We start from the raw sequence: 21,417 nt of genomic DNA, 5'->3' as shown, positions 1-21,417 counted from the left end.
GCAACACAAGGAAACACCCTATGCGCGTCTTGATCTGTGCAGGTCGTCATTACGCCGACACCCAAAAGTCCCGCCAGGTGCTGGACGCTTACCACCGCCTGCGCCCGGTGCGGGTATTGATCCATGGCGGCAACCAGTTTCTCGGCAGTGCCATCGAGGACTGGGCCCGCGAGTTGGGCATCGACGTGGTGCGCTACCCGCCCAACTGGCAACGCCATGGCAAACAGGCCGAGCGCCAACGCAACCACTTCATGCTGGCCGACAGCCGCCCCGACGTGATCATCGCCCTACCGGGCGGTGATGACACCTCGGAGCTGGTCGGTCAGGCCAGAACCAACGGTATTTCAGTACTGAGCGTAGAAAGCTGAACACAAGCGAGGTGCATCATGCACAAAAAACACACCCCACAACGCCCGGACGGGTTCGCCAAATACCGTGCCCGCCACTATCGCGGTGCGCGCCACACCCTGTTGCTGTTGCCGCCGGCCAAACGGCGAGCGCTGCGGCGCAACCTGATTTTTGTCGGCCTGACGTTGAGCGTCATTCTGCTCATCAGCGTGCTGTCCAAGCTCTACGCAGTCTGACGGGCCTGCTGCTCCAGGTGCAGTTGCAATTGCGGGTCGATCTGCAACTGCCCCGCCAGGTCGTCCAGGTAGTTGCGTTCGGCGTCCTGCTGATCGTCCACCAGCATCACACTGGCCAGGTACACCTCGGCGGCCATGGCGGGGTCCTGGGCGAATTCGGCGAAGTCTGCCGCATCCAATGGCTTGGCCACTTCCGCATCCAGCCATTGCTGTAGCTGCGGGTCATCGGTATGCCGGCCCAGCTCACTGGAAATCAGTTCCTGTTCTTTCTCATCGATACGGCCATCGGCCTTGGCTGCCGCTATCAGCGCGCGCAACACGGCATGGCTATGGGCTTCGGCAGCCGGGCCATCGAGTTGGTCGACCGTCTGGAAAGCCTGCTGCGAGGTACTCGCCTGCTGACGTTGCCACGCCTGGTACGCCTGGAAGGCTGCCATCCCGAGGGATGCCAGCGCGGCGTAGTTCATGCCGCCGGAACGTCCTTGCGCGGTTCCCCCCGTCGGCGCACCGCCCAGCAAGCCACCGAGGCCGCCCAGCAAACCACCCAGACCACCACCGGAAGTAGCATTGCCGTTACCGGCCCCCTTCAACAAACCGCCCAGCAGCCCGCCCAGGCCACCGCCGGGGGCCGAGCCACCCTGCTGCCCGGCGCGCAGCAGTTGTTCCAATAGATCACTGGTGTTCATGGCGTCACCCTCCCGGGGTGCAACAGGGACGTTCATCAACCATAGCCCGCCACCGTCAGAACACCATGACCGCCGGGCGGGCACGGCTTATCATGGCCTGCACACCGTCTTCCAGAGAACAGCCCCGTGAACCGGATCGAACACCTCACGCTGATGGCGAGCTACAACCAGTGGATGAACCGCAAGGTCTATCAGGCCGCCGGCAGCTTGACGGACGCAGAGCTGGCACAGGACCGCCAGGCCTTCTTCGGCTCGATACTCGGCACCCTCAACCACCTGGCCCTGGCTGACACCGTGTGGCTCAAGCGCTTCGCACAGCATCCGGCCCACTATTCAGCACTGGAACCTCTGACGGCGATAACAACCCCCACGAACCTCAAGCAACTGGCCTTCGCTGATATTCGCGAACTGACGTCCCATCGCGCCTGGCTGGACCAACTGATCCTCGACTGGGTGCCCACTCTGACCGAAGCCGACCTCGACCACCGCCTGCATTACCACAACATGCGCGGCATCGCGGCCGACAAACCGTTCTTCAGCCTGCTGGTGCACTTCTTCAATCACCAGACCCATCACCGTGGCCAGGTCACCACCCTGTTGTCCCAGGCCGGGGCGGATGTGGGTGACACCGACCTGCTGGCGTTGATCGATTGACGTCAGCGCGCGCTGAACTCGGCGTAAGCCCGCATCAGACGCGGAAAGTCCTGGGGCTCGGGTAGTTGCTCGAAGCTTTCGACCGCTGCCGTGACGGCCCAAGGCAGTTTTTCGCGGGTCCAGGTTTCCATGAAGGGCACATAGTCGCTGGCGTTATCCAACAAGGTTGCGCGCACGTTGACGAATTCGTCGATGCCGTGGGGGCGGCTGAACAACCAGCTCATGCAATGGGGGCAGAAGTAGTGGCGGTCCACGCCGTGCAGGCCGCCGATCACTGGGCACCCCTGGGTGACCGTGAAACCGCCGGCGGGGATCAGCGCGCTCAGGGAAAACGCGCAGGCGGTCATTTTCTGGCAGCCGGTGCAATGGCACGCCATGGTGATTACCGGCGGCAGGCTGACACTGAAGCGCACGCGGTTACAGCGGCAACCGCCCTCTTGCAGCAGGGTTTCGACGCTCATCATTGCTTCCTTTTCATGATTGGGTGCGTGGCAGGGTAACGTTGGCGGCAGGCCTTGAACAGGCTTGAAACCCCAACCGAACGCTGCGCTGCGCGTGAGGTCGTAACTTCAGGTGCCGAGGTTTCAGACAACCCCGCCCTCCCCGCGTGCGCCGTGGGTCTACCGGTACACGTACCCCCTTGAAGGAGACGCTCACATGGTCATTCACTTCAAAGTCGCCGGGCATCTGGCCTGCGGCCATCACGGTAACAATCTGCCCTCCAGCACTGAGTTGAATCGGGTCAAATGCCGCACCTGCCGCAATACCGACGCGTATAAAGAAGCCCGTCGCAACCAGCGCAACGCCGCACGCCGCGCCGCACGCAAGGCCAAGACCCACACCGCCGACGATTGGCGCAGCGCCTGGACCCAGCGTCTGACCGACCTGCCCGGCTTGCAGCGCCTGCCACGGGGTTTCAGCGGGCAGCCGTTCGTTTAGACCAGGCCCCAAGCCGCTGCGTCGAACGCTTCCAGGCTGAGCAGACGCCCATCGGCGTGCCGGAACTTGTCTTCCGGCATTGCCGGGTCCGGGATGGCGATGGCTTGCATTCCGGCAGCTTTGGCAGCTGTAATGCCGAACGGCGAGTCTTCAAAGACCAGGCAGTGCGCCGGGTCGACACCCAGACGCCGCGCCGCCACCAAAAAGATATCCGGTGCTGGCTTGGCGGCGCCCACTTCGGGGTCATCAGCCGTGACGATGGCGTCGAACAGCGCGAACCATTCGCGGTGCCGCGTGATCTTCAGGTCAAAGTAATGCCGTGAAGAGCTGGTCCCCACCGCGATGGGGATGCCGCAGGCCGACAAATGCCGCACCAGCGCTTCGGCGCCCGCCATGGCGTCCGCATAGGGAAAGCGCTCATTCATCAGCGGCGTGCGCAACGCCAGAAAATCTTCGGGGCTGATGGGCAGCTCCAGCGAGCGCACGATATAGCTCGCTAGGTCATGGGCGCCCAGGCCAATGGTGTTTTGCTTGAACTGCCAATCGAAGGTGCGACCGTTGTACCGATCGGAAATCAACTGCGTGACCTCGGTATAAACGCCCTCGGTGTCGAGCAGCAGCCCGTCCATGTCGAAAATCACGGCTTTGATAGATGGAACGTTCATCTGTGGTTGTCCTCAGGTACGGCCCGCGTAATGGTCGATCAGGCGATTGAGCAAAATCGCCAGCACGATGATCACGCCCGTGATCGCCATCTGATAGAACGAACCCAGCCCGAGCAAATTGAAGATATTGCGCAACACCTGCAGCAGCATCACCGCCACCGCGGTGCCCACCACGCTGCCGCGCCCACCGAACAGGCTGGTGCCACCCAGCACCACGGCGGCGATCGCGTCCAGCTCCAGGCCCTGGGCAGCGGTCGGTTGACCGACATGCAGGCGCGAGGTCATCAACAACCCGGCAAACGCCGCCAGCCCGCCGCAAATGGCAAACACCGCAATGGTCACCGCGCGCACCGGCACACCGGACAAGCGCGCTGCCTCGAGGTTGCCGCCGGTGGCCAGCACGTACTCGCCGAACACCGTGTAGCGCAGCACCAGCCAGGCAATGGCGGTGATCAGGATAAAGATCAGCCCCAACACCGGAAACGCGATACCGGCGCTGGGCAGGATGTCGAGCATCGACGAGCCAAAACCGGTGAAACCGGCAGGCAGGCCGCCAATCGGCGCGCCATCGGATGCCAGGAATGTCGCACCGCGCAACGACACCAGCCCGGCCAGCGTGATGATAAAACTCGGCACCTTGCCAAACACCGTCAAGCTGCCCATCAAGGTGCCGATTGCCAGGCCCACCAGCAACGTCGCCGGCACTGCCAGCCAGCCGCTGACCTGGTTTTGCAAGAGTACCGCCACCAGGATGCCGCCGAATGCGCACAGGCTGCCGACCGACAGATCGATATTGGCAGTGAGAATCACGAAGGTCATGCCGATGGCGACAATCCCCACGATCGCGCCTTGCTGGAACAGGTTGGCGATGTTGCCGAAGGTGAGGAAGTCATCGGACAGAAACGTGGCCACCACCACGGCGAACAGAAAGATAAACACGAAGTTGTAGCGCATCACCCAGTCCAGCACCGCGCGGCGGCGGTGGGTCGTGAGGCTCACGGGCTTGTCGAAGACCGGGGTCGGATTGCTGGCGATAGTCATGGTTCTACACTCTTGTTCTTTAAGGATGCCGACCCACAAGGATGGCTTGGTCGATCTGGTCACGCGTGGCGTGCAGCGGGTCGAAACACACTGCGTTGCGCCCTTCGTGCATCACCCAGATCCGGTCACAGTTGACGTACAACTCGTCCAGTTCGCTGCTGGCCACCAGCACCGCCGCGCCTTCCTGCGCGAGGCTGCGGGCCAGGGCGTACAGGTCGGCCTTGGCGCCCACGTCCAGGCCCCGGCTGGGCTCATCGAGCAGCAACAGGCGTGCGCCGTCGATCACCCACTTGGCCATCACCACTTTCTGCTGATTGCCGCCAGACAGTTGCCGCACGGGCTGCTCCAGGTTGTCGAGCTTGGTTTGCAGGCGCTTGAGCACCGGGCCGGCGCGGTCCTTGGCCTGGCGATGGGAAAACCAGCGCAGGTGCCGCGTGTGCACCAGACAGGCATTGCGGTAGATCGGCGCGTCGAGCACCAGGCCTTCGGTCTTGCGGTTTTCCGGGACCAGGCCGACGCCCTGCCGGATGGCCTGGCGAGACGTCAACGGACGATAAGGCTCGCCAAACAGCTCGACATCGCTGTCGGTGCGCCCCACGCCAAACAGCGCCTTGAGCAAACTGCTGCGCCCCGCACCATTGAGGCCGGCCAGGCCGACGATTTCCCCTTGGCGCACCTGCAACTCACGCACATCCAGCCCTTGCGCACCCGACAAGTGCCGAATGTTCAGGGCCAGCGTCCCGCGCGGCGGCTGGCGCGGGCTGCGCTCCAGCAGGTCACGATGCTCGCCGACCACCGCCGCAATCAGCGCCTGATCGTCGATGTGTGCCAACTCGTGGGTTTGCAGGGTGCGCCCGGCCCGCAGCACCGTGACCCGGTCGCCGATCTCGCGAATTTCATTCAGCCGATGGCTCACATACAACACCGCGACGCCGGCGGCGGTGATCTCGCGGATTACCTGGAACACTTGCTTGAGTTCGGTTTCATTCAGGGCAGCGGACGGCTCATCCATCACCACCACCTTGGCGTCACAGGTCAACGCCCGGGCAATCGCCGCCAGTTGCTGATTGGCAATCGACAAGGTGCCGACCCGGTCGGTGCTGGAAAAATTCGCGCCGACACGCGACAGCGCGGCCTTGGCCAAGGCGCTACGCCGGCCACGGTCGATCATGCCAAAGCGCCTGGGCGCGTAGCCGAGCATCAGATTTTCCTCGACAGTCATTTGCGGGATCAAATCCAGTTCCTGGTAGATCATCGCGATACCGGCCTGGCGCGCCTGTTGCGGGTTCTTCAGTTCGATGGGTTCACCGGCGATGGACAGGTCGCCCGCATCAGGCCGGTGGGCCCCGGCGACGATCTTCAATAACGTGCTCTTGCCCGCGCCATTGGCGCCGAGCAGGCAGTGCACCTCGCCCGGCCGCACCTCGAGGGAGGCATCGGTCAGGGCGATGACATTGGGCGGGAAACGCTTGCTGACGTGGCGAATCTCCAGGGCCAACTCATTCATGATCCTGCTCCAGCAGATAACGGGCAGTACCGGCGTCGGTGGCGAGCACATTGACGTAACCGGCCTTGACCGCAGCCCGCACGATGCGGTGTTTGTGGGCGCCGACGCACACGGCCATCGACCAGGCTTTTTCGCGCAACGCCGACAGGCGCAGGCCCAGCGTGCGCGCATCCAGTTCGGGCAGCACCGGTTCGCCGTCCATGCCGATGAAACGGCCCATGATGTCGCCCACTGCGCCCAGGCGCTCCAGCTCCCTGAGCAGCGGCAGGTCGATGTAACCCGATTCCATCAACACCGAATGGTCCGACAGCTCCCCCAGGCTGAAACAGGCGACCGGCGCCTGTTCACCCAGGCGCATGACCTGGGCGATCACCGGGTCTTGTTCCAGCGCTTCGCGGGTGTGGGCATGCCCGAGAATCGCCGGTACCGGCAGCAACGTGGCCTGACCACGCGCCGCCTGGGCGAAACGCTCTGCCACGTTATGGCTCGGCTCACCGACCGAGCGCGTGTTGATCGCGCCATTGAGCAACACCACGTTGACGCCCTCGTTCCAGCGCGGCACCAGCCACTGGGCCATTTTGGTCAGGGTCCGGCCCCAGGACACACCAATCAGCGCCGGCATCGGTTGCAGGTTGCACAGGTAACGCGCGGCGGCCTGGGTCACTACGTTCAGGGCGTCCTCGTCATCCACCTCCAGCACCAGGGCTTCGCGCAGCCCGTAACGGCGTTGCAGGGCCACTTCCACCGCCGGTACGCGGGCCGAATGGGCGACGATGTCGATGCGCACCACCCCACAATCACGGGCTTCACGCAGCAGGCGGCTGACTTGCCAGCGGGTCAGGCCGGTCTCGGTGGAAATTTCACTCTGGGTCTTTTCCAGGTCGTAGTAGAGCTTGGCGACCTGCACCATCAGGTCATCGCGCTGGGAATCCCCGCTGAGCCTGGGTGACAGCGATTCGGCGCTCATGCGGCCGGCCTCACACCCAGGACGCGATTCGCCGGCGGCTTGCAACTGATGGGCGCCACGCTGTCGGTGGCGGCGCGATAACGGCCCAGCAATTCGATGTACTGCTCATGGGCATACGGGTCGGGCTCGATCAGCCGGCCCACGGTGGTGAAGTCCGTGGCCGCTTGCTGCAAATCGCTGAACTCGCCGAGGGCACAGGCGGCTGCTGCGGCGGTGCCGATCAGGGTGAGGTTGTCGTGGGGCACCATTTCAAAAGGCACGCCCGTGGCATCGACGGTGGCCTGCAACCACAACGGGTTTTTCTGGAAGCCTCCGGCGGCGACTACGCGAGTGATCTCGATACCTTCGGCGCGCCAGGTGTGAAAGATGTTCGCCGAGCCCAGGGCAATGGCTTCCACCGAAGCGCGGTACAGGTCATGGCGGTCGTGATTGAGCGACAGCCCCATGATCGCGCCGCGCATGTCCGGCGAGCGATACGGCGTGCGGTTGCCCATCCAGTAATCCAGCACCAGCAGACCGGTAGAGCCCGGCTGCAAGGCCGCGGCCTGGCGGATCAGTTGTTGGTGACCGGCATCGTCGAGGCCAAACATCTTTTGTGCGAGCCAGTTAAGGATCGAGCCGGCAGAGACTTGCCCGCCTTCCATCAACCACTGGCCGTCCAGCAAGGCATCGGGGTAAGGCCCCCAGATACCGGGCACATCAATACGTTTGGGCGTGTGCATCAACTGCACCACGGAGGTGCCACCGATAAACAGCAATTCGCCCGCGCCGGTGGTGCCGGCGCTGAGCATGGCCATGTGGGCATCGATGCCGCCCTGGGCCACCAGCGTGTCACGGCCCAGGCCCAGGTGGCTGGCGGCGTCGGCGGTCAACGCACCGATTCGCCCGCCCACCTTGATCACTTCCGGAGGCAGTTTTTCCGCCAGTTCAGGAATGCCCAGTTCGGCATACAGCTCCACCGGAAAGCGTTGTTGCAGGGTGTCGTAGTTCCACTTGCAACTGGCGTTCAACTGGGAAGCGACCCAGCGCCCTGTCAGTTGGAAGTTGATCCAGTCCACCGCCTCACAAATGCGCGCCGCACGCCGGTACACCTCGGGTTCGTGCTCGGCCAGCCACATCGCCTTGGGCACCAGCCACTCTACGGCGTCACCGCCCTGGTTCATCATCGGATGGTGGATCTGTGCAGTGCGCGCCGACTCAACGGCAGCGCGGCAATCCATCCATAACAGCGCCGGAGCCAGGGGCTGGCCATCCGCCTGGGCGGCCACTACCGTGGACGCCGTCGTCGCGACACTCACTGCCGCCACCTTGGGGTGACCGGCCTGGCTCATCAACTGCCGGCAGGCCTTGCCCAGCGCCGACCACCAGTCCGCCGGCGCCTGCTCGGCCCAGCCCAACTGCGGGTATTGCGTGGCGTAGGGGGCTTCGGCCACCTGCACCAGTTTGTGGCTGTGCAGGTCATACAACCCGGCGCGCACCCCACCTGTTCCGAAATCCAGTCCCAACAACAACGTCATCGGTCATCCTCCTGCGTCTTGTGCCGCCGACGCTTTTTGTTTTTAACCCTGCAACGGCGCGCGTCGCAGGGCTGGGCGAATCACAGCGTATGCCGTTGGCTCAAGGCCGGAAAATGACCTTGGCGGCCACTTCACTGCGGTCCGCGTAACGCTCGAACATCGACGGCAGCTCATCCAGCGGCAGGTCGTGGGTGATCATGAACTGCCACTGCAATTCACCGGAGGCGAGTTTGTCGATGGACGCGGTCCACTCATCCCCCGGGAACGGTGCCGAGAACGAGTTCCACGCGCCATGCAGGGAAATTTCCTGGCGCAGAAAGTGCGAAAAGGTGGCGGTGCTGATTGGCACTTCACCGGTGGGAATACCGATAAACACCACGTGGCCGCCGGCCTTCGTCAGTTGCACCGCCTGGTTGATCGAGCTGGGATGGCCCGCCGCTTCAATCACCAGCTGGCAGCGCGGCAGGTCACCATCCGCGGCACCGCTGAGCAGGGTGTGGGTCGCGCCAGCCTGGCGGGCCATGGCGAGTTTTTCTTCGGCGATGTCGATGGCCACGATGTCCTTGGCGCCCATGATGCGCAGCCACTGGATCACAAACAGGCCGATCGGCCCGCAACCCACCACCGCCCCGCTCTGCCCGGCCTTGAAGTCGGCTTTCCAGATGGCGTGCAGGGCAATGGCCGCCGGGTCCACCAGGGACGCGGCAATCGGGTCCATGCCTTCGGGCACTTTGATCAGGTTGCTCAACGGCACATTGACGTACTCGGCATAGGCACCGTCGCGGCGGCTGCCGAAGTAGTCGTACTGTTCCGAGCGTGACGGGAAACCACGGGCGTATTGGTCGCTGGTCACGTCCGGAATCATTGGCGGCACCGTCACCAGTTCGCCGATGGCATAGCCCTCGACGCCGCTGCCGATCTCTTCGATAAAACCGGCGAATTCATGGCCGCAGATCAGCGGCATCACATGGGCGCCCTTGCTCAGCATGCGCGGGATATCCGAACCACAGACACCACACGCGGCTACGCGCACCAGCGCGTGGCCGGCCTTGACCGCAGGTTTTGGAACGTCTTCGACCCGGATATCACCCGGTTTGTACATGACGGCAGCTTTCACAGTGAAATCCCCTGGTTGGTAAGCAATGGAAAGTGCGGCGCCTCAGAGCGCGCCGGGACGGTATTCGCCGAAGGTGGCGTCGTGCTTGACCTGGGCCGCATTGGCCTTGGTCACGACTTGGGTGCCCGCGTCGACGAAGGCTGGGATGGTCTTGCCGGTGATGAGGCCACGCGCGGCTTCGATGGCGACTTCGCCCAGATAACGTGGATCATTGAGGGCGGTGGCCACGTATTGGTCGCCGTTCTGAATCGCATTGATGGCTTCCGACAGGCCATCGACGCCTGCCACCAGTACGGTTTTCTTGCCACGCTCGTTGAGCACCTGGAGCGCGCCCATGGCCATGTCATCGTTATGGGCGATCACCGCCTTGACGTCCGGATGAGCTTGCAGCAGGTCTTGCATCGCCGTGACTGCGTTGGCGCGCATGTATTCGCTGTAGGGACCTTCGATGATCTTGAAGTCGGTGCCGGCCAAGGCAGTGTGGAAGCCTTTGCGCCGCTCCTGCATCACCACGCCACCGGCATCGCCCTGGATCTCGATGATCTTGCCGCCGACCACGCCTTGTTGTTTCAGCGCGGCCACCAGCGCTTTGCCGGACAGCTCGCCCATCTCGGCATTGTTGCGGCCGATGGTGGCAGCGACCGGCGCGTTGATGGCGCGGTCGACGGCGATCACCGGCACCTTGGCACGCTTGGCCGCTTCGAGGGAGGCACCGACGGCGTCCGGGTTCACCGCATTGATGATGAGGACGTCGACCTTGCGGGTCAGCAGGTCCTGGATATCGTTGTTCTGCTTGCTGATATCGCCATTGGCGTCGAGGAAAATCAACTCGTCGCCGTCCTTGGCGGCAGCGGTTTTGGCGCCGTCGCGCAATTGCACATAGAACGGAGACTGGAGGGTGACCTGGCTGAAACCGATCTTCAGATCCTTGGCCTGGGCATTGAGCGCCAGTACCGAGGCCGTGACAGCCAGTGCGAGGGACAGCACCTGAACAGGTTTACGGGCGATCTGTAGCATGGTGATTCCTATTTTTATTGTTGTCTGGATTCGGGCACGGCCTTCAAGGAGGCCGCACTCACAAATGTGAACAGCGATCACATTTGAAAAACTATGCCTTGCGCCCGGAGGTGTCAAGGCAATTTTGTTAAAATCCAAACATACGGTATAAAAATCACACCACCAGAACAGCCCCCGCTTCATGGATCACCTGGCGCTGTGCTGGCGACAGGCCTGCATCACTGATGACCCGCTGGAAATCCGTCAGCTCGGCAAAATGCGCCGCGCGTACCTGGCCGAACTTGGTGTGATCGGCCACCAGCACACAGGTCTGCGCGCGGGCCATGACCCGGCGTTTGACGTCCACTTCGTTGAGGTTGAAACAGGTCACGCCCTGGCTCGCGCTGACCCCGGCCGCCGAGATGAACGCCCAGGCCACGCGAATGCCATCGATGATCCCGGCCTCGGCACGGCTTTCGAACACCAGGTTGCGCCGGTCGAGCATGCCGCCGCACAGAATCACGGTGCAGCCCGGCTTTTGCTGGAGCTTGAGCAGCACGTTGAGGGAATTGCACAGCGCGGTGAACTCAAGATCGTCGGGCAATGCGTCGATGATAAACGGCGTGGTGGTGCCGCAATCGATGAAAATCGTGTCGCCCGGACGCACCAGGCTGGCGGCGAGCAGGCCGATCTGACGCTTCTCGGTGACGTTGCGCTGGTCTTGCTCGGCGACCTGATAGTCCGGCTCCGGCGCACCGCTGCGGGTCACATGGCCGCCCAACAGGCGCAGGCCCTGGGGGCTGTCCACCAAGTCACGGCGCAGGGTCATTTCCGATACGCCCAGCAAGGCGGCCATGTCTCGCAGGTGCACCGCTACCTCACCCTGCAAGGCCTGATGCATGGCTTTGAATCGTGCGTTTTTCTTTGAATCCACTGCGCTTTCACCCAGGTTGTATGTGGCCGGCTGACAACAAGGCTCACAAAATTCATTTACAATGTTATTTATTTCACATTTAATGCCTTCAACTTAACACAAACAGGCTTTTCCCAGCACCCTCTTCCCCACAGGACGCCCCTCATGCCCCAAGATAACGCACCCCTCGCCGCCTATATCGACCACACACTCCTCGCCGCCGATGCTTCCCAGGCGAGCATTCGCAAACTCTGCGACGAAGCCCGCGAGCATGGCTTCAAGTCCGTGTGCGTCAACAGCGCCAATGTGCCGCTGGCGGTTGAATGCCTGCGCGGTACCTCGCCACTGGTGTGCGCCGTGGTCGGGTTTCCGCTGGGCGCCGGCTTGAGCGCCGCCAAGGCACATGAAGCGCAGCTGGCGATCCAGGCTGGCGCGCGGGAGATCGACATGGTGCTGAACATCGGCTGGCTGAAGGACGGCCTGCTCGACCAGGTGCGTGACGATATCGCTCAGGTCCTCAAGGCCTGTGGGGAGGTGCCGCTGAAGGTGATCCTGGAAACCGGCTTGCTCGACGACACCCAGAAGACCCAGGCCTGCGTGATCTGCCGCGCCTTGAACGTCGCCTTCGTCAAAACCTCCACCGGTTTTGGCCACGGCGGCGCCACCCTGGCGGATGTGCGCCTGATGCGCGAAGTGGTCGGGCCAGAGATCGGCGTGAAAGCCTCAGGCGGCGTGCGCGACCTGGCCACCGCCCAAGCGATGATCGAGGCCGGTGCCACGCGCCTGGGCAGCAGCTCCGGGATCGCGATTGTCAGCGGGCACACTGCGGTGGCCGGCGCCTATTGAGCATGAAAAAGCCCAGCGGGGTTGCTGGGCTCATTGGCTCATTTCACTTTGCTGCTCAGGTTGTCAACGGTGCGCTTGAGGTCGTCATAACTGCGTTTCTGGTCGCTGATATCGCTCTTGAGCCGATCGATCGTGCTTTTCTGATCGGCAACGGTGCGCTTCAGGTCCGCCAGTTGACTGTCACTGCTGCTTGAACTGGAACCCTCCTTGCGCCTGAATTCATCAAGCGTTCGGGTCTGAGCGTCCAGCCGGGACTTGAGGCTTTCCAGCGTCTCGTCTTGACGCTTTTGTGCGGTTTGCAGCGTCTCGATATCCCCTACCGAAATACCCGATGTCTGCAACACATACTCGTCTCCCTTGACCCGCGACGCCGCCGTCAGGCGATCACCTCGATCAGCACTGTACCGGCCCCATTGCACCACCTCCTGCGCCTGCACAGCCGTTACCGCGCTGGCCGCCAATACACCCACAACACTTGCAACAAGCTTCCAGGACGACGTGCGAACACTGAGCATCACTTGATTCCTTTCCAGACAGCCGGGATGGCATATCGCTATGACTGTCATTTTCGAAACTTGTTCCCAAGTTGCGGGAATAGGCCGATTGACTCTGCAAAGCCGGCGTAGATCACTGATCTATCGAGCTTTTTCGTACGCTTCCAAAGAGAAGAAAGGGCTTCATGACCTTGCGCCACAGAGCCTGGATCTATATATTCCCAACCCTGCTGCACCGCGCTACCGCCCGAATGGCGAAACTGGTAGACGCATGGGACTTAAAATCCCCCGCTCGAAAGGGCGTGCCGGTTCGATTCCGGCTTCGGGCACCATAGATATCAAGGGCTTGCATGATGAACTTCATGCAGGCCCTTATCTTTTGTGTTCCGCAATTTCTGGATCTGTTCCGCAATTCCCTCTCTGGCGTTCTGCCGACCGAACACAAACCATCAATACACCGTGACTCGTGAGACAAATCGTATGGCCGTGTTCCGGCCAAAAGCGGTCAGTCAAATCGGCGACAGACGCCTTCAACATATCGCCAAAAAGCCCCGGCAGGAAATCGTTACCTTGCCTGTTTCATCCTCTTTTGACTCTTGCATTGACATATCGGTAAATCTCGATATCCTGCGCTCATGGAATTACTCGAAATATTCAAAGCCCTCTCCAACCCTACACGCCTTGAAATCCTCAAAGGCCTGAAGGATCCCGTTAAGAACTTTCCTCCACAGGATGAAGGAGACGTTCTCACGGTGGGGGTCTGCGTCAGTAGTATTCAGGAAGGCATCGGGCTGTCGCAGTCAACGGTGTCTGGTTATCTTGCAACGCTGCAACGGGTAGGCCTGGTAGAAGTCAGGCGCATCGGTCAGTGGACCTACTACAAGCGCAATGAAGCCACCATCAGTGCGCTTGCCAAGATCATAGGGACAGATCTGTAATTTTTTTACCGCATGATATCGAAATATCTCGATATCCCTTTTTATCGATATGAGGATTCACAATGAAAGCGTTGATGCTTAAGTCATTTGGCGGCCCGGAATCGTTCGAACTCTGCGACGTGCCCAAGCCAGTGCCGGGTGCGGGACAAGTCCTGGTGCGGGTACACGCGACCTCCATCAACCCCTTGGATTATCAGGTTCGACGTGGCGACTATTCCGACCTGGTGCAACTACCGGCCATTACCGGACACGACGTCTCGGGGGTTGTCGAAGAAGTCGGGCCTGGGGTGACGTCCTTCGCTCCGGGCGACGAAGTCTGGTACACCCCGCAGATATTTGAAGGGCCAGGCAGTTACGCCGAATACCAGGTTGCAGCCGAAAGCATTATCGGGAAGAAACCGCCATCGCTGAGCCATCTCGAAGCGGCAAGTCTGACCCTGGTTGGCGGGACGGTGTGGGAAGCATTGACCGGTCGTGCAGTGCTCAGAGTGGGAGAAAGCATCCTGATCCACGGCGGCGCGGGAGGCGTAGGTCATATCGCGATCCAGATCGCCAAGGCCATTGGAGCGCGGGTCTTCACGACCGTGCGCGAAGCACACTTCGAGTTCGCACGAAGCATGGGGGCCGATGTGGTTATCGACTACGAAAAGGAGGATTACGTCGATGTCATCAATCGGGAAACGCATGGCCGCGGAGTCGATGTGGTGTTCGACACCATCGGCGGCAACACGTTGACGCGCAGCCCTGATGTGCTCGCTCAACTCGGCCGCGTGGTCTCGATTGTGGACATTGCTCAGCCGCAGAACCTTGTTCAGGCATGGGGCAAGAACGCGAGTTATCACTTCGTTTTCACCAGACAGAACCGGGGCAAACTGGATGAGCTGAGCGCATTGGTAGAGCGCGGTCAGCTGCGGCCACACGTCGGCGCTGTCTATTCGCTTGCCGACATGGCGCTCGCCCATGCCCGGCTGGAAAAGCCCAACAACGGCATTCAAGGAAAAATCGCGATTGCAGTCGAGCCATCGCTTATTTCGTAGGTTCGTACTTTTAACTGTTCAAGTCATATGAGAGGAACACCATGATTTATGAAATCGCTCTGCTCCCCGTCCACAAAGAACGCATTGAAAATTTCAGACGTGCATTTGCCGAAGTCGCTCCATTGCTCACCCGTGCGAAGGGTTACGGCGGACACTTGTTCGCGCAAGGAATTGAAAGCCCCGAGCGGTTTAATTTGATAGTGCGTTGGGCTTCGCTTGAAGATCACACGCCGGGCTTCGAAGAGAGTGAAGACCATCGGATATTCATGGCAGGCCTGGAAGAATATTTTTCGGAAGAACCGAGGGTCTACCACATTGAAGGAGCTGCTTTTTCTGCTGGCGAACAGGTAGTTGCCGGTTTCGTAGAATAGTGAGGCTGACTGCTTTTGGCCGATTTACGCAGGAGCTGACCGGCAGCTTTGAGTCGTTAGCTGCCGGTCGTGGATGGGGACTATCACTCATTAGACATACGTGCGACTGGTCAGATCGAATGCTAGTGGGCGGTCGCCCTTATCTTTTTGTCTCGCAATAACTTTCCAGCAACTGCCTAGGACTTGGCAGACGGTGCACCGTCTCCATGCGAGGCGATGATCGCGTCGAAGATAGCGGCATATTTACGATTATGACTGTCGCGGGCCGCCGCCGATCCTTTGTCCAGCATCTCGTCAACCGCCCTTTTTTGTTCAAGAACCCGTGCCAGTGTCTCGTCACTGTTACGCAATGTGCGCCCTTGCAAATCCAGCATCATCTTTTCCTCGATCATTCAAAGGCGGCATAAGCCGCCACATGCTGAAAAGGTTAGCCTTGCAGTGGTTCGTGAGAAGTAAAGAATTGTGAGTATTTTGAGGACGCCTATTAAGAGCTTGAACACCCCGGCAATTGCCGGGGCACCTCCCAAAACCACCACATCATTCCGTCGGCGCGTACTGCATCTCACCGTTGCCGAACGACCAGTCCTCGCGCTTCACGTCCACCAGGCTGATCCACACATCTTCCTTGCGCAGGCCGGTTTTCGCGTGGATGCCCTCGGCGATGAACCGGTAGAACGCCTTTTTCACTTCAACCGTGCGGCCGGCGTTCCAGGTCACCTGGATAAACACAATGCGCGGCGTATAGGTCACGCCGAGGTAGCCGGCGGCGGGATACACCAACTCATCCCGGGCATGGCGGTTGATGATCTGGAATTTGTCGTGCTCCGGCACATTGGCCACGCTGGTCATGGCGGCATACACCACATCGCTGATCGCCGCAGCGGTTTCAGCGGAAGTGTCGGCGGCGAGGTCGATTCGAACTAAAGGCATGGCAATCATCTCAAGGGTAAACGGCCTATCCACGGCGGCGGCCCGTGGTGATTACGCTAGTCTCGACCTGTTGATTCATCAAGCGCATAATTTTCCAAATCATGATGAGTAGTAAGCATGCTATTTCAGGATTTGAAAGCGTTCGTGACTGTCGTCGAGAGTACGTCGCTGACCCGCGCTGCGCAGACTTTGTGCCTAACGCAATCCGCCGTATCCCGGCGCATCCAGCACTTGGAAGAAACCCTGGGTGAGGCCTTGTTCGACCGCTCCACTCGCCCGCCTTTGCCCAATGCCATGGGCTGGCGCATCTATGAAAAAGCCGTGGATCTGCTGCGCGACGCCGACCATCTGCTGAGTATTCCCCAGGAAAACGCCTTGCCCAGCGGTCGCTATCGGGTGGGTTTGACGCAGATCGTCGCGGATGCGGTGGTGCTGGAGGTGGTCACGCGGATCCGCACCGAACTGCCCGGCCTGGAGATGCAGATCGTCACCGACTGGAGCTCGACGCTTGAGCAACAGATGCTCGCGGGCGAACTGGATGCGGCCACATTGATGCTGCCGGCGGCCAACCGCCCGCCCGCCGGCCTGGACAGCCACTTGCTCACCACGCTCGATATTCTGGTGGTGCAAAGCAAGCACCATCCCCTGGTCCGCGCCGCCAGTGACATCCACCAATTAGCCTCCCTGGAATGGGTGTTGAACCCCAAAGGCTGCGGCTACCGCGCGGCGCTGGAAGCGGCCATGGGCAGTCGCGGCCAACGCTTGAAGCTCGCCGTCGACACCCACGGCGCCGGCGTGCAGATGCGCATGGTGGCCGCCGGGCTGGGATTGGGCCTGATCCCCCGCACGCTATTGCCCGGCACTGCCTATGCGGATGAACTGAGCATCGTCGAGCTCAGCGACTTTCAGTTGACCTTGGGCGTGTGGATGACCCAATCGCCCCACCCCGGCAATTTGCGACGGGCCAATCAGTGGCTGGCCGAGACCATCGCGCAAGGGTTGTCAGCCTGAATCACTCACGCTCCAGCACAAAGTCGTAATGCGCACGCTTGAACGGCAGCGCCATGCCAAGCCTCGCGGACAGCTCGTCATGGGCCGTCTGTGGCGCATAGGCCACCTGCAACGACGCCTTGACGCCAAACACCGCATCGGACGCCAGGTACGGGTCCCCCTCAGTGAACAGGTGGGTCACCAACTTGCGATAACCCGGCGCTTCCAGCATGAAATGCACATGCCCGGGCCGCCAGATGTGACGGTTGGCGGCATGCAGCATGCGCCCGACAGTGCCGTCGTCCGGGATCGGGTAGCACACCGGCAGGATCGTGCGAATCGCATAGTTGCCCTGCTCATCGGTACGATAACGTCCGCGCAGGTTGCCGAACGGCTGATCGACGTCCTGCCCTGAGTACATGCCATTGCCGGCGGTCTGCCACACATCCAGCAGTGCATTGGCCAAGGGTTTACCTTCGGTGTCCAGCACGCGCCCGTGTATCAAGGTGGATTCGCCGGGCGTAAGGGCCATGTTTTCGCCAAAGACACGCTCCGGCATGCCGTCAATGTAGAACGGTCCGAACACCGTGGTTTGCGTGGCCTTGGCACTCTGCCGGTGGTTGACCGCGTCCACCAGCATCGACAGGCCCAGGGTGTCCGACAGCAGAATGAATTCCTGACGCACCGCCCCATCGCACAGCTGACCCGTTTCGGTCAGAAAACCGATGGCTTCGAACCACTCCTGCTCGGTCAGCTCCACCTCACTGGCGAACGCGTGCAGGTGGCGAACCAGGCTCTGCATCACTTGCTTGAAGCGGACGTCTGGCGCGTCGTTGAAACTGTCGACGGCTTGTTGAGTAATCAGCGATTCGAAAACACGGTCGGGATGGGACATGGGCAGGCTCCGGCACATCAGCGCTCCGGGGCGGATACTCCGGAGAACCCTTGTTGTTTTATGGGTTATTCCAGAAACACCCCGGTATGCCGGTTTATTCCACTAGAGCATCGGCGAACTGCTGACCACGCGCAGCGCCAGCCCTTCGTAGGCGTCCAGCGTGATGGTGAACTCGCCCTCGGGCGTCAGGTCGCCTTCGACCCGCTCGTTGATGATGTCCACCACCGGACCTGGCGCAACGTCGGGCAAGTGCAGGGTTTCGGTGAGCGGCGTGGCGCCGAAATTCAAGGCGGTGATCTGCGTGCCTTTGCCGGCAGGCAGTTCGTGGACCATCACCAGCAGCCCTGGGTGGTCCACGTCCGGCACCTGGATCTGGCGGCTTGCGGCAATGTCGTAGGCGCGGCGTACGGCGAGGATTTTCTGTAACTGCGAAGCGAAGGACGCCGGGTCCTGCAACTGGCTGTTCAAACTGCCATACAGCGTGTTTGCGCGCGGCATCTGCCCGGCCGACAGCTCGGCGTCCGGGTTGAGGTCCACCAGGTCGTAGGCGCCACGATGAATCCAGCGCGTATCGCCGTCGGTCATCAGGTGCGCCACCTCATCGGCGGCCAGCGGCAGCGCGCCTACCAAGTCCCAGCCGGACAGGGCAAATACCCCGGGCTGCATCGCGTTGTACATCACCAACAGCAAATGAATCTGGCGAATCTGCTGGATGTCCGCCGCGCTGATCGCCTCCAGCTCGCGAATGCCCAGCGCTGCCGTGATCAAGCTGACGGTGGTGCAGGCCACGCCATTGGTGACGAACTTGAGGTTATACGGCGCGTGTTCGCCGGCCAGGCGTTCGTACATCTGCTCGCGGATATGCTCGCGCAGGATATTGCCGGGGAACGTCTGCCCCTGATACAGGAAGGTGTCATGGGCATGCAGCGTCCAGAAATGCACGAGTTCCAGGGTCAACTCGTCATGGTTTTGCAGGGCATGGATCAACGAGCCGGGGTCGATGCCCAGGCTGTGCATCTGGCGCAGCATGAGGCGAAGGAACTCGGTGTCGCCCATCAGCAAGGCGTGTTGGTAGGCGGGCCGGGTGATGAAGTCATAGGACAGGTCGGCGCCGCCGTGGGACATGGCGGCGATATCGTCGACGGTCAGGTTCAGCTCCTGGAAGCTGAACCCGCCCGCCTTGCGGATCGCCCCGCCCAGCAGTTGGTTGCCAGTGATCGACAACGGGTGGCTCTCCGACCAGGCCGAGCCTTCCAGCTTGCGTTCCACGCCGAGAAAACCGTTGGCGTCCAGACGCAGGATCTTGGCGCCCATCACGTCGATGGCATGCAGCGCATCGCCAATGATCATCTGCTGCGCGGCGAAGGACGGGTCGAGCCAATTGAGCGACGGCTGGCCCTCCTTGAAGTAATGCAGGTACACCCAGCGCCGCGGCTTGCCGTCCACACCGACCACCACGGGCGTGGCGCTCCAGTCGGTCTCCTTCACCCCGGGCTCGAAGAAGATCACCCGTTGCAGTTGGCCGACGATGTAATGCTTGTCGCGCAGGGCATCAACCTGCAACGGGCTGAGGTTCTGCGCATCGCGCCCCTCGGCCACCTCGGGCAGGAGCGGCCAGTCTTCCTCGCGGATCTCCACCATGTGGTACAGGCCCGGGTAATCCTCATAAGCCATCTCGGCCAGGCGAAAGTCCGCCCCCTTGCCGGTGTGCGACGGGATCACATCGTCAATGATCACTGCGTTATGCGCCGCAGCCATGCGGGTCATGGCCTGCAACTGTGCTTCGGTGCCGAGTTGCGGGTCGATGTCGAAGCTGATGCGGTCGAAATTGCCATCGATGGTCGGCGTGTGCCGCGTGCCGGACAGGCCTCCGGACTTTTTCAGCGGACCATTGTGAATGCCCTGGATACCGATTTTCGACAGCGCGTGCCACAGGCTTTCGTCCCCCAGGGCTTCAAGCACCGTGCCGCCGTCGCGGGTGATGATCGACGCGGGATATGCGGTGAACCACACCGAGGACAAGGCACTGGCATCACGGGGCCGGGTCTGTGCGTAAGGCTGCTGCCACAAGCGACCCTGCCCCGAATAAAGCCGGGCCCGCTGCCGCGCCGCGTGCAGCATCGATTGTTCCACCAGCCAGTTCACATGGTCCTTGTCCGCCGCCGTCATAAGCTCGATACCCGTCGTCGTGAGTGAGTCCAACCGGCAGATTCAGCCGGTGGTAAGCATATGAGGCGCCCCGTGGCCATTCGTTGCATCGAATCTGCCACCACGCATGAGGCGACGCCTACTGTTGTCGGTACTCGCGCGGCGTCATGCCGGTGTGACGCCGGAACACCTGGGCGAAATGCGCCGGGCTGTTGTAACCCACCTCCAGGGCGATCTGGATGATGCTCTGGGAGGTGCTCGACAAGAGCTCACGGGCCCTGGCCATGCGCAGCCGAATAAAGAACTGCGACGGCGAATGACCGGTCGCCTGGTGGAACAGGCGGCTGAAGTAGAAGCGGCTCAACCCTGCTTCTTCGGCGAAGTCGTCCAGACTCAGGTCGAGGTCCAACGCTTGCTCCATCCGTTGAATCACCCGTCGCAGTTGATATGCGGGCAAGGCATTTCGCGGCTTGGCCTGTGTGCCATGCTCACGATAGTGCCGTACCAGATGCACCGCCAAAGCCTGGGCCAGGCCGGTGGCAGAAAGATTGCTGGGCGTGCGGTGCCCGGCCAGCTCCTGGTGGATGCAGCGCACCAGGCACGCCACGTGAGCATCCCTGGCCCCGGACAGCTCGACCAGGCGTATACGTTGACCATGCTGTTGAAGATCAGCCGCCGCCTGGTCCAGCAGACGTTGGCTCAGGTACAGGTGCACCACCTGGAACGTCGCTTCGCCCCGGGTTTGCCAACGCATTTCGTAAGGTCGCTCAGCCTGGGTCAGGAAAAAATCGTCGACACCGACGTCACTGTCGCTCCACCCCTGCCCCAACTCGCGTTCCTGCACCCGTGCACCTCCGCAAAGCACCAGCACCAACAGTGGTTCGGCCACCGCCGGCACCATGATGGCGTGGGCAGTGCTGGCATGGGTGAATACCTGCATCTGGACATCCGGATGCAACCAATGCGCAGGCGCTTCAACGGGACTGGGCGCCAGGTAATGCGGCATCGACTGCGCAGCGATTCGTTCAAGTGGTTTCATCAAGTGGCCAACGTGTATATGGGCGTTAACGGTAGCAATAAAAAGCAAGATCACAATAGTTTCGACAAACACCCTCCAGATTCGAATGGGCCAACAGCGGATAGTAGGCCCTCATCCAATGCCTGTCGGCCTGGGTGCCTTAA

The 21,417-nt window shown here is 61.5% G+C and carries 24 protein-coding genes, 1 tRNA gene and 1 pseudogene; 10 read left to right on the top strand and 16 right to left on the bottom strand.

The window, feature by feature from the left end; genetic code table 11:
- The first annotated feature begins 20 nt into the window (after window positions 1-20).
- Complete coding sequence (locus tag ACW9IN_RS02440; RefSeq protein WP_457364389.1) at window positions 21-368, top strand: SLOG family protein; 348 nt, start codon at window positions 21-23, stop codon at window positions 366-368.
- 18 nt (window positions 369-386) lie between these two features.
- Window positions 387-578 (top strand): annotated as a pseudogene (locus tag ACW9IN_RS02435) (hypothetical protein); the annotation flags it as partial.
- Here ACW9IN_RS02435 and ACW9IN_RS02430 read toward each other — a convergent pair.
- Window positions 572-1,270 (bottom strand): tellurite resistance TerB family protein, encoded by a 699-nt coding sequence (locus ACW9IN_RS02430; RefSeq protein ID WP_457364388.1) that lies wholly within the window; start codon window positions 1,268-1,270, stop codon window positions 572-574. The pseudogene ACW9IN_RS02435 and the gene ACW9IN_RS02430 sit on opposite strands and share 7 nt — an antisense overlap.
- A gap of 126 nt (window positions 1,271-1,396) precedes the next feature.
- Between ACW9IN_RS02430 and ACW9IN_RS02425 the strand changes: the two genes are divergently transcribed.
- Window positions 1,397-1,924, top strand: a complete 528-nt coding sequence (locus ACW9IN_RS02425; RefSeq protein WP_457364387.1) for a DinB family protein — start codon at window positions 1,397-1,399, stop codon at window positions 1,922-1,924.
- A 2-nt stretch (window positions 1,925-1,926) separates the two neighbouring features.
- On the opposite strand, the gene ACW9IN_RS02420 is transcribed toward ACW9IN_RS02425, so the two are convergent.
- Window positions 1,927-2,385 carry a GFA family protein gene (locus ACW9IN_RS02420; protein ID WP_457364386.1) on the bottom strand — a complete coding sequence of 153 codons (459 nt, stop codon included), beginning with the start codon at window positions 2,383-2,385 and terminating at the stop codon, window positions 1,927-1,929.
- A 196-nt stretch (window positions 2,386-2,581) separates the two neighbouring features.
- On the opposite strand from ACW9IN_RS02420, the gene ACW9IN_RS02415 reads away from it, so the two are divergent.
- On the top strand, window positions 2,582-2,863 hold the full coding sequence (locus ACW9IN_RS02415) for a hypothetical protein (protein WP_457364385.1): 282 nt from the start codon (window positions 2,582-2,584) through the stop codon (window positions 2,861-2,863).
- Here ACW9IN_RS02415 and ACW9IN_RS02410 read toward each other — a convergent pair.
- The 8 genes from ACW9IN_RS02410 to deoR form a co-directional block, all read right to left on the bottom strand.
- Entirely contained in the window at window positions 2,860-3,528 is a 669-nt protein-coding gene (locus tag ACW9IN_RS02410) for an HAD-IA family hydrolase (RefSeq protein ID WP_457364384.1), read from the bottom strand. The two genes, ACW9IN_RS02415 and ACW9IN_RS02410, sit on opposite strands and share 4 nt — an antisense overlap.
- 12 nt (window positions 3,529-3,540) lie before the next feature.
- Window positions 3,541-4,569 carry an ABC transporter permease gene (locus ACW9IN_RS02405; protein WP_457364383.1) on the bottom strand — a complete coding sequence of 343 codons (1,029 nt, stop codon included), beginning with the start codon at window positions 4,567-4,569 and terminating at the stop codon, window positions 3,541-3,543.
- A 19-nt stretch (window positions 4,570-4,588) separates the two neighbouring features.
- Window positions 4,589-6,076 (bottom strand): sugar ABC transporter ATP-binding protein, encoded by a 1,488-nt coding sequence (locus ACW9IN_RS02400; protein ID WP_457364382.1) that lies wholly within the window; start codon window positions 6,074-6,076, stop codon window positions 4,589-4,591.
- Window positions 6,069-7,043 carry a sugar-binding transcriptional regulator gene (locus tag ACW9IN_RS02395; protein WP_457364381.1) on the bottom strand — a complete coding sequence of 325 codons (975 nt, stop codon included), beginning with the start codon at window positions 7,041-7,043 and terminating at the stop codon, window positions 6,069-6,071. Before ACW9IN_RS02395 ends, ACW9IN_RS02400 begins: the two co-directional genes overlap by 8 nt.
- On the bottom strand, window positions 7,040-8,560 hold the full coding sequence (locus tag ACW9IN_RS02390; protein ID WP_457364380.1) for an FGGY-family carbohydrate kinase: 1,521 nt from the start codon (window positions 8,558-8,560) through the stop codon (window positions 7,040-7,042). Before ACW9IN_RS02390 ends, ACW9IN_RS02395 begins: the two co-directional genes overlap by 4 nt.
- A gap of 100 nt (window positions 8,561-8,660) precedes the next feature.
- Window positions 8,661-9,677 (bottom strand): galactitol-1-phosphate 5-dehydrogenase, encoded by a 1,017-nt coding sequence (locus ACW9IN_RS02385; protein WP_457364379.1) that lies wholly within the window; start codon window positions 9,675-9,677, stop codon window positions 8,661-8,663.
- A gap of 42 nt (window positions 9,678-9,719) precedes the next feature.
- Window positions 9,720-10,694 (bottom strand): substrate-binding domain-containing protein, encoded by a 975-nt coding sequence (locus ACW9IN_RS02380; RefSeq protein WP_457364378.1) that lies wholly within the window; start codon window positions 10,692-10,694, stop codon window positions 9,720-9,722.
- A 154-nt stretch (window positions 10,695-10,848) separates the two neighbouring features.
- Window positions 10,849-11,607, bottom strand: coding sequence for a DNA-binding transcriptional repressor DeoR (deoR, locus tag ACW9IN_RS02375; protein WP_457364377.1), 759 nt, complete (start codon window positions 11,605-11,607; stop codon window positions 10,849-10,851).
- Between the two features lie 144 nt (window positions 11,608-11,751).
- Between deoR and deoC the strand changes: the two genes are divergently transcribed.
- Window positions 11,752-12,432, top strand: a complete 681-nt coding sequence (gene deoC, locus ACW9IN_RS02370; protein WP_457364376.1) for a deoxyribose-phosphate aldolase — start codon at window positions 11,752-11,754, stop codon at window positions 12,430-12,432.
- 38 nt (window positions 12,433-12,470) lie between these two features.
- Here deoC and ACW9IN_RS02365 read toward each other — a convergent pair whose 3' ends face one another.
- The gene (locus ACW9IN_RS02365; protein WP_457364375.1) at window positions 12,471-12,947 is read right to left on the bottom strand and encodes a hypothetical protein; all 477 of its coding nucleotides are present in this window, start codon (window positions 12,945-12,947) and stop codon (window positions 12,471-12,473) included.
- Window positions 12,948-13,171: 224 nt separating this feature from the next.
- Here ACW9IN_RS02365 and ACW9IN_RS02360 point away from each other — a divergent pair.
- The 4 genes from ACW9IN_RS02360 to ACW9IN_RS02345 all read left to right on the top strand — a co-directional run bounded on the left by ACW9IN_RS02360 (window position 13,172) and on the right by ACW9IN_RS02345 (window position 15,272).
- Window positions 13,172-13,258: transfer RNA gene (locus ACW9IN_RS02360), tRNA-Leu, on the top strand.
- A 303-nt stretch (window positions 13,259-13,561) separates the two neighbouring features.
- Window positions 13,562-13,864: an ArsR/SmtB family transcription factor gene (locus ACW9IN_RS02355; RefSeq protein ID WP_457364374.1), complete on the top strand. Its 303-nt coding sequence runs from the start codon at window positions 13,562-13,564 to the stop codon at window positions 13,862-13,864.
- Between the two features lie 62 nt (window positions 13,865-13,926).
- Entirely contained in the window at window positions 13,927-14,901 is a 975-nt protein-coding gene (locus ACW9IN_RS02350) for a zinc-dependent alcohol dehydrogenase family protein (RefSeq protein ID WP_457364373.1), read from the top strand.
- Between the two features lie 41 nt (window positions 14,902-14,942).
- Window positions 14,943-15,272 carry an antibiotic biosynthesis monooxygenase family protein gene (locus tag ACW9IN_RS02345; RefSeq protein WP_457364372.1) on the top strand — a complete coding sequence of 110 codons (330 nt, stop codon included), beginning with the start codon at window positions 14,943-14,945 and terminating at the stop codon, window positions 15,270-15,272.
- A gap of 176 nt (window positions 15,273-15,448) precedes the next feature.
- Here the strand turns inward: ACW9IN_RS02345 and ACW9IN_RS02340 are convergent, their stop codons facing one another.
- Together ACW9IN_RS02340 and ACW9IN_RS02335 are read right to left on the bottom strand one after the other, a co-directional pair.
- The gene (locus ACW9IN_RS02340; protein WP_457364371.1) at window positions 15,449-15,664 is read right to left on the bottom strand and encodes a hypothetical protein; all 216 of its coding nucleotides are present in this window, start codon (window positions 15,662-15,664) and stop codon (window positions 15,449-15,451) included.
- 145 nt (window positions 15,665-15,809) lie between these two features.
- On the bottom strand, window positions 15,810-16,202 hold the full coding sequence (locus tag ACW9IN_RS02335; protein ID WP_457364370.1) for a tautomerase family protein: 393 nt from the start codon (window positions 16,200-16,202) through the stop codon (window positions 15,810-15,812).
- A gap of 117 nt (window positions 16,203-16,319) precedes the next feature.
- Between ACW9IN_RS02335 and ACW9IN_RS02330 the strand changes: the two genes are divergently transcribed.
- Window positions 16,320-17,213: a LysR family transcriptional regulator gene (locus ACW9IN_RS02330; RefSeq protein ID WP_457364369.1), complete on the top strand. Its 894-nt coding sequence runs from the start codon at window positions 16,320-16,322 to the stop codon at window positions 17,211-17,213.
- Between the two features lies 1 nt (window position 17,214).
- Here ACW9IN_RS02330 and ACW9IN_RS02325 read toward each other — a convergent pair whose 3' ends face one another.
- The 3 genes from ACW9IN_RS02325 to ACW9IN_RS02315 all read right to left on the bottom strand — a co-directional run bounded on the left by ACW9IN_RS02325 (window position 17,215) and on the right by ACW9IN_RS02315 (window position 21,274).
- A complete protein-coding gene (locus tag ACW9IN_RS02325) occupies window positions 17,215-18,087 on the bottom strand; it encodes a dioxygenase family protein (RefSeq protein ID WP_457364368.1) in 873 nt (290 codons plus the stop codon).
- 102 nt (window positions 18,088-18,189) lie between these two features.
- On the bottom strand, window positions 18,190-20,256 hold the full coding sequence (treS, locus tag ACW9IN_RS02320) for a maltose alpha-D-glucosyltransferase (protein WP_457364367.1): 2,067 nt from the start codon (window positions 20,254-20,256) through the stop codon (window positions 18,190-18,192).
- 118 nt (window positions 20,257-20,374) lie between these two features.
- Window positions 20,375-21,274: a helix-turn-helix transcriptional regulator gene (locus ACW9IN_RS02315; RefSeq protein ID WP_457364366.1), complete on the bottom strand. Its 900-nt coding sequence runs from the start codon at window positions 21,272-21,274 to the stop codon at window positions 20,375-20,377.
- Window positions 21,275-21,417: the final 143 nt, after the last annotated feature.

Source organism: Pseudomonas sp. SDO5271_S396 (assembly GCF_054071795.1).
Note: the sequence above shows the minus strand (reverse complement) of the source record. Positions and strands in the feature narration are given on the sequence as shown.

Excerpts from the sequence above, each read along its gene's own strand:
- treS (WP_457364367.1), bottom strand. The coding sequence starts at position 20,256 with ATGACGGCGGCGGACAAGGACCATGTGAACTGGCTGGTGGAACAATCG.
- ACW9IN_RS02335 (WP_457364370.1), bottom strand. The coding sequence starts at position 16,202 with ATGCCTTTAGTTCGAATCGACCTCGCCGCCGACACTTCCGCTGAAACC.
- ACW9IN_RS02380 (WP_457364378.1), bottom strand. The coding sequence starts at position 10,694 with ATGCTACAGATCGCCCGTAAACCTGTTCAGGTGCTGTCCCTCGCACTG.
- ACW9IN_RS02345 (WP_457364372.1), top strand. The coding sequence starts at position 14,943 with ATGATTTATGAAATCGCTCTGCTCCCCGTCCACAAAGAACGCATTGAA.
- ACW9IN_RS02415 (WP_457364385.1), top strand. The coding sequence starts at position 2,582 with ATGGTCATTCACTTCAAAGTCGCCGGGCATCTGGCCTGCGGCCATCAC.
- ACW9IN_RS02340 (WP_457364371.1), bottom strand. The coding sequence starts at position 15,664 with ATGATCGAGGAAAAGATGATGCTGGATTTGCAAGGGCGCACATTGCGT.
- ACW9IN_RS02410 (WP_457364384.1), bottom strand. The coding sequence starts at position 3,528 with ATGAACGTTCCATCTATCAAAGCCGTGATTTTCGACATGGACGGGCTG.
- ACW9IN_RS02315 (WP_457364366.1), bottom strand. The coding sequence starts at position 21,274 with ATGAAACCACTTGAACGAATCGCTGCGCAGTCGATGCCGCATTACCTG.
- ACW9IN_RS02355 (WP_457364374.1), top strand. The coding sequence starts at position 13,562 with ATGGAATTACTCGAAATATTCAAAGCCCTCTCCAACCCTACACGCCTT.
- ACW9IN_RS02420 (WP_457364386.1), bottom strand. The coding sequence starts at position 2,385 with ATGAGCGTCGAAACCCTGCTGCAAGAGGGCGGTTGCCGCTGTAACCGC.
- ACW9IN_RS02390 (WP_457364380.1), bottom strand. The coding sequence starts at position 8,560 with ATGACGTTGTTGTTGGGACTGGATTTCGGAACAGGTGGGGTGCGCGCC.
- ACW9IN_RS02395 (WP_457364381.1), bottom strand. The coding sequence starts at position 7,043 with ATGAGCGCCGAATCGCTGTCACCCAGGCTCAGCGGGGATTCCCAGCGC.
- ACW9IN_RS02325 (WP_457364368.1), bottom strand. The coding sequence starts at position 18,087 with ATGTCCCATCCCGACCGTGTTTTCGAATCGCTGATTACTCAACAAGCC.
- ACW9IN_RS02405 (WP_457364383.1), bottom strand. The coding sequence starts at position 4,569 with ATGACTATCGCCAGCAATCCGACCCCGGTCTTCGACAAGCCCGTGAGC.
- ACW9IN_RS02350 (WP_457364373.1), top strand. The coding sequence starts at position 13,927 with ATGAAAGCGTTGATGCTTAAGTCATTTGGCGGCCCGGAATCGTTCGAA.
- ACW9IN_RS02440 (WP_457364389.1), top strand. The coding sequence starts at position 21 with ATGCGCGTCTTGATCTGTGCAGGTCGTCATTACGCCGACACCCAAAAG.
- ACW9IN_RS02400 (WP_457364382.1), bottom strand. The coding sequence starts at position 6,076 with ATGAATGAGTTGGCCCTGGAGATTCGCCACGTCAGCAAGCGTTTCCCG.
- ACW9IN_RS02330 (WP_457364369.1), top strand. The coding sequence starts at position 16,320 with ATGCTATTTCAGGATTTGAAAGCGTTCGTGACTGTCGTCGAGAGTACG.
- ACW9IN_RS02365 (WP_457364375.1), bottom strand. The coding sequence starts at position 12,947 with ATGCTCAGTGTTCGCACGTCGTCCTGGAAGCTTGTTGCAAGTGTTGTG.
- deoC (WP_457364376.1), top strand. The coding sequence starts at position 11,752 with ATGCCCCAAGATAACGCACCCCTCGCCGCCTATATCGACCACACACTC.
- ACW9IN_RS02430 (WP_457364388.1), bottom strand. The coding sequence starts at position 1,270 with ATGAACACCAGTGATCTATTGGAACAACTGCTGCGCGCCGGGCAGCAG.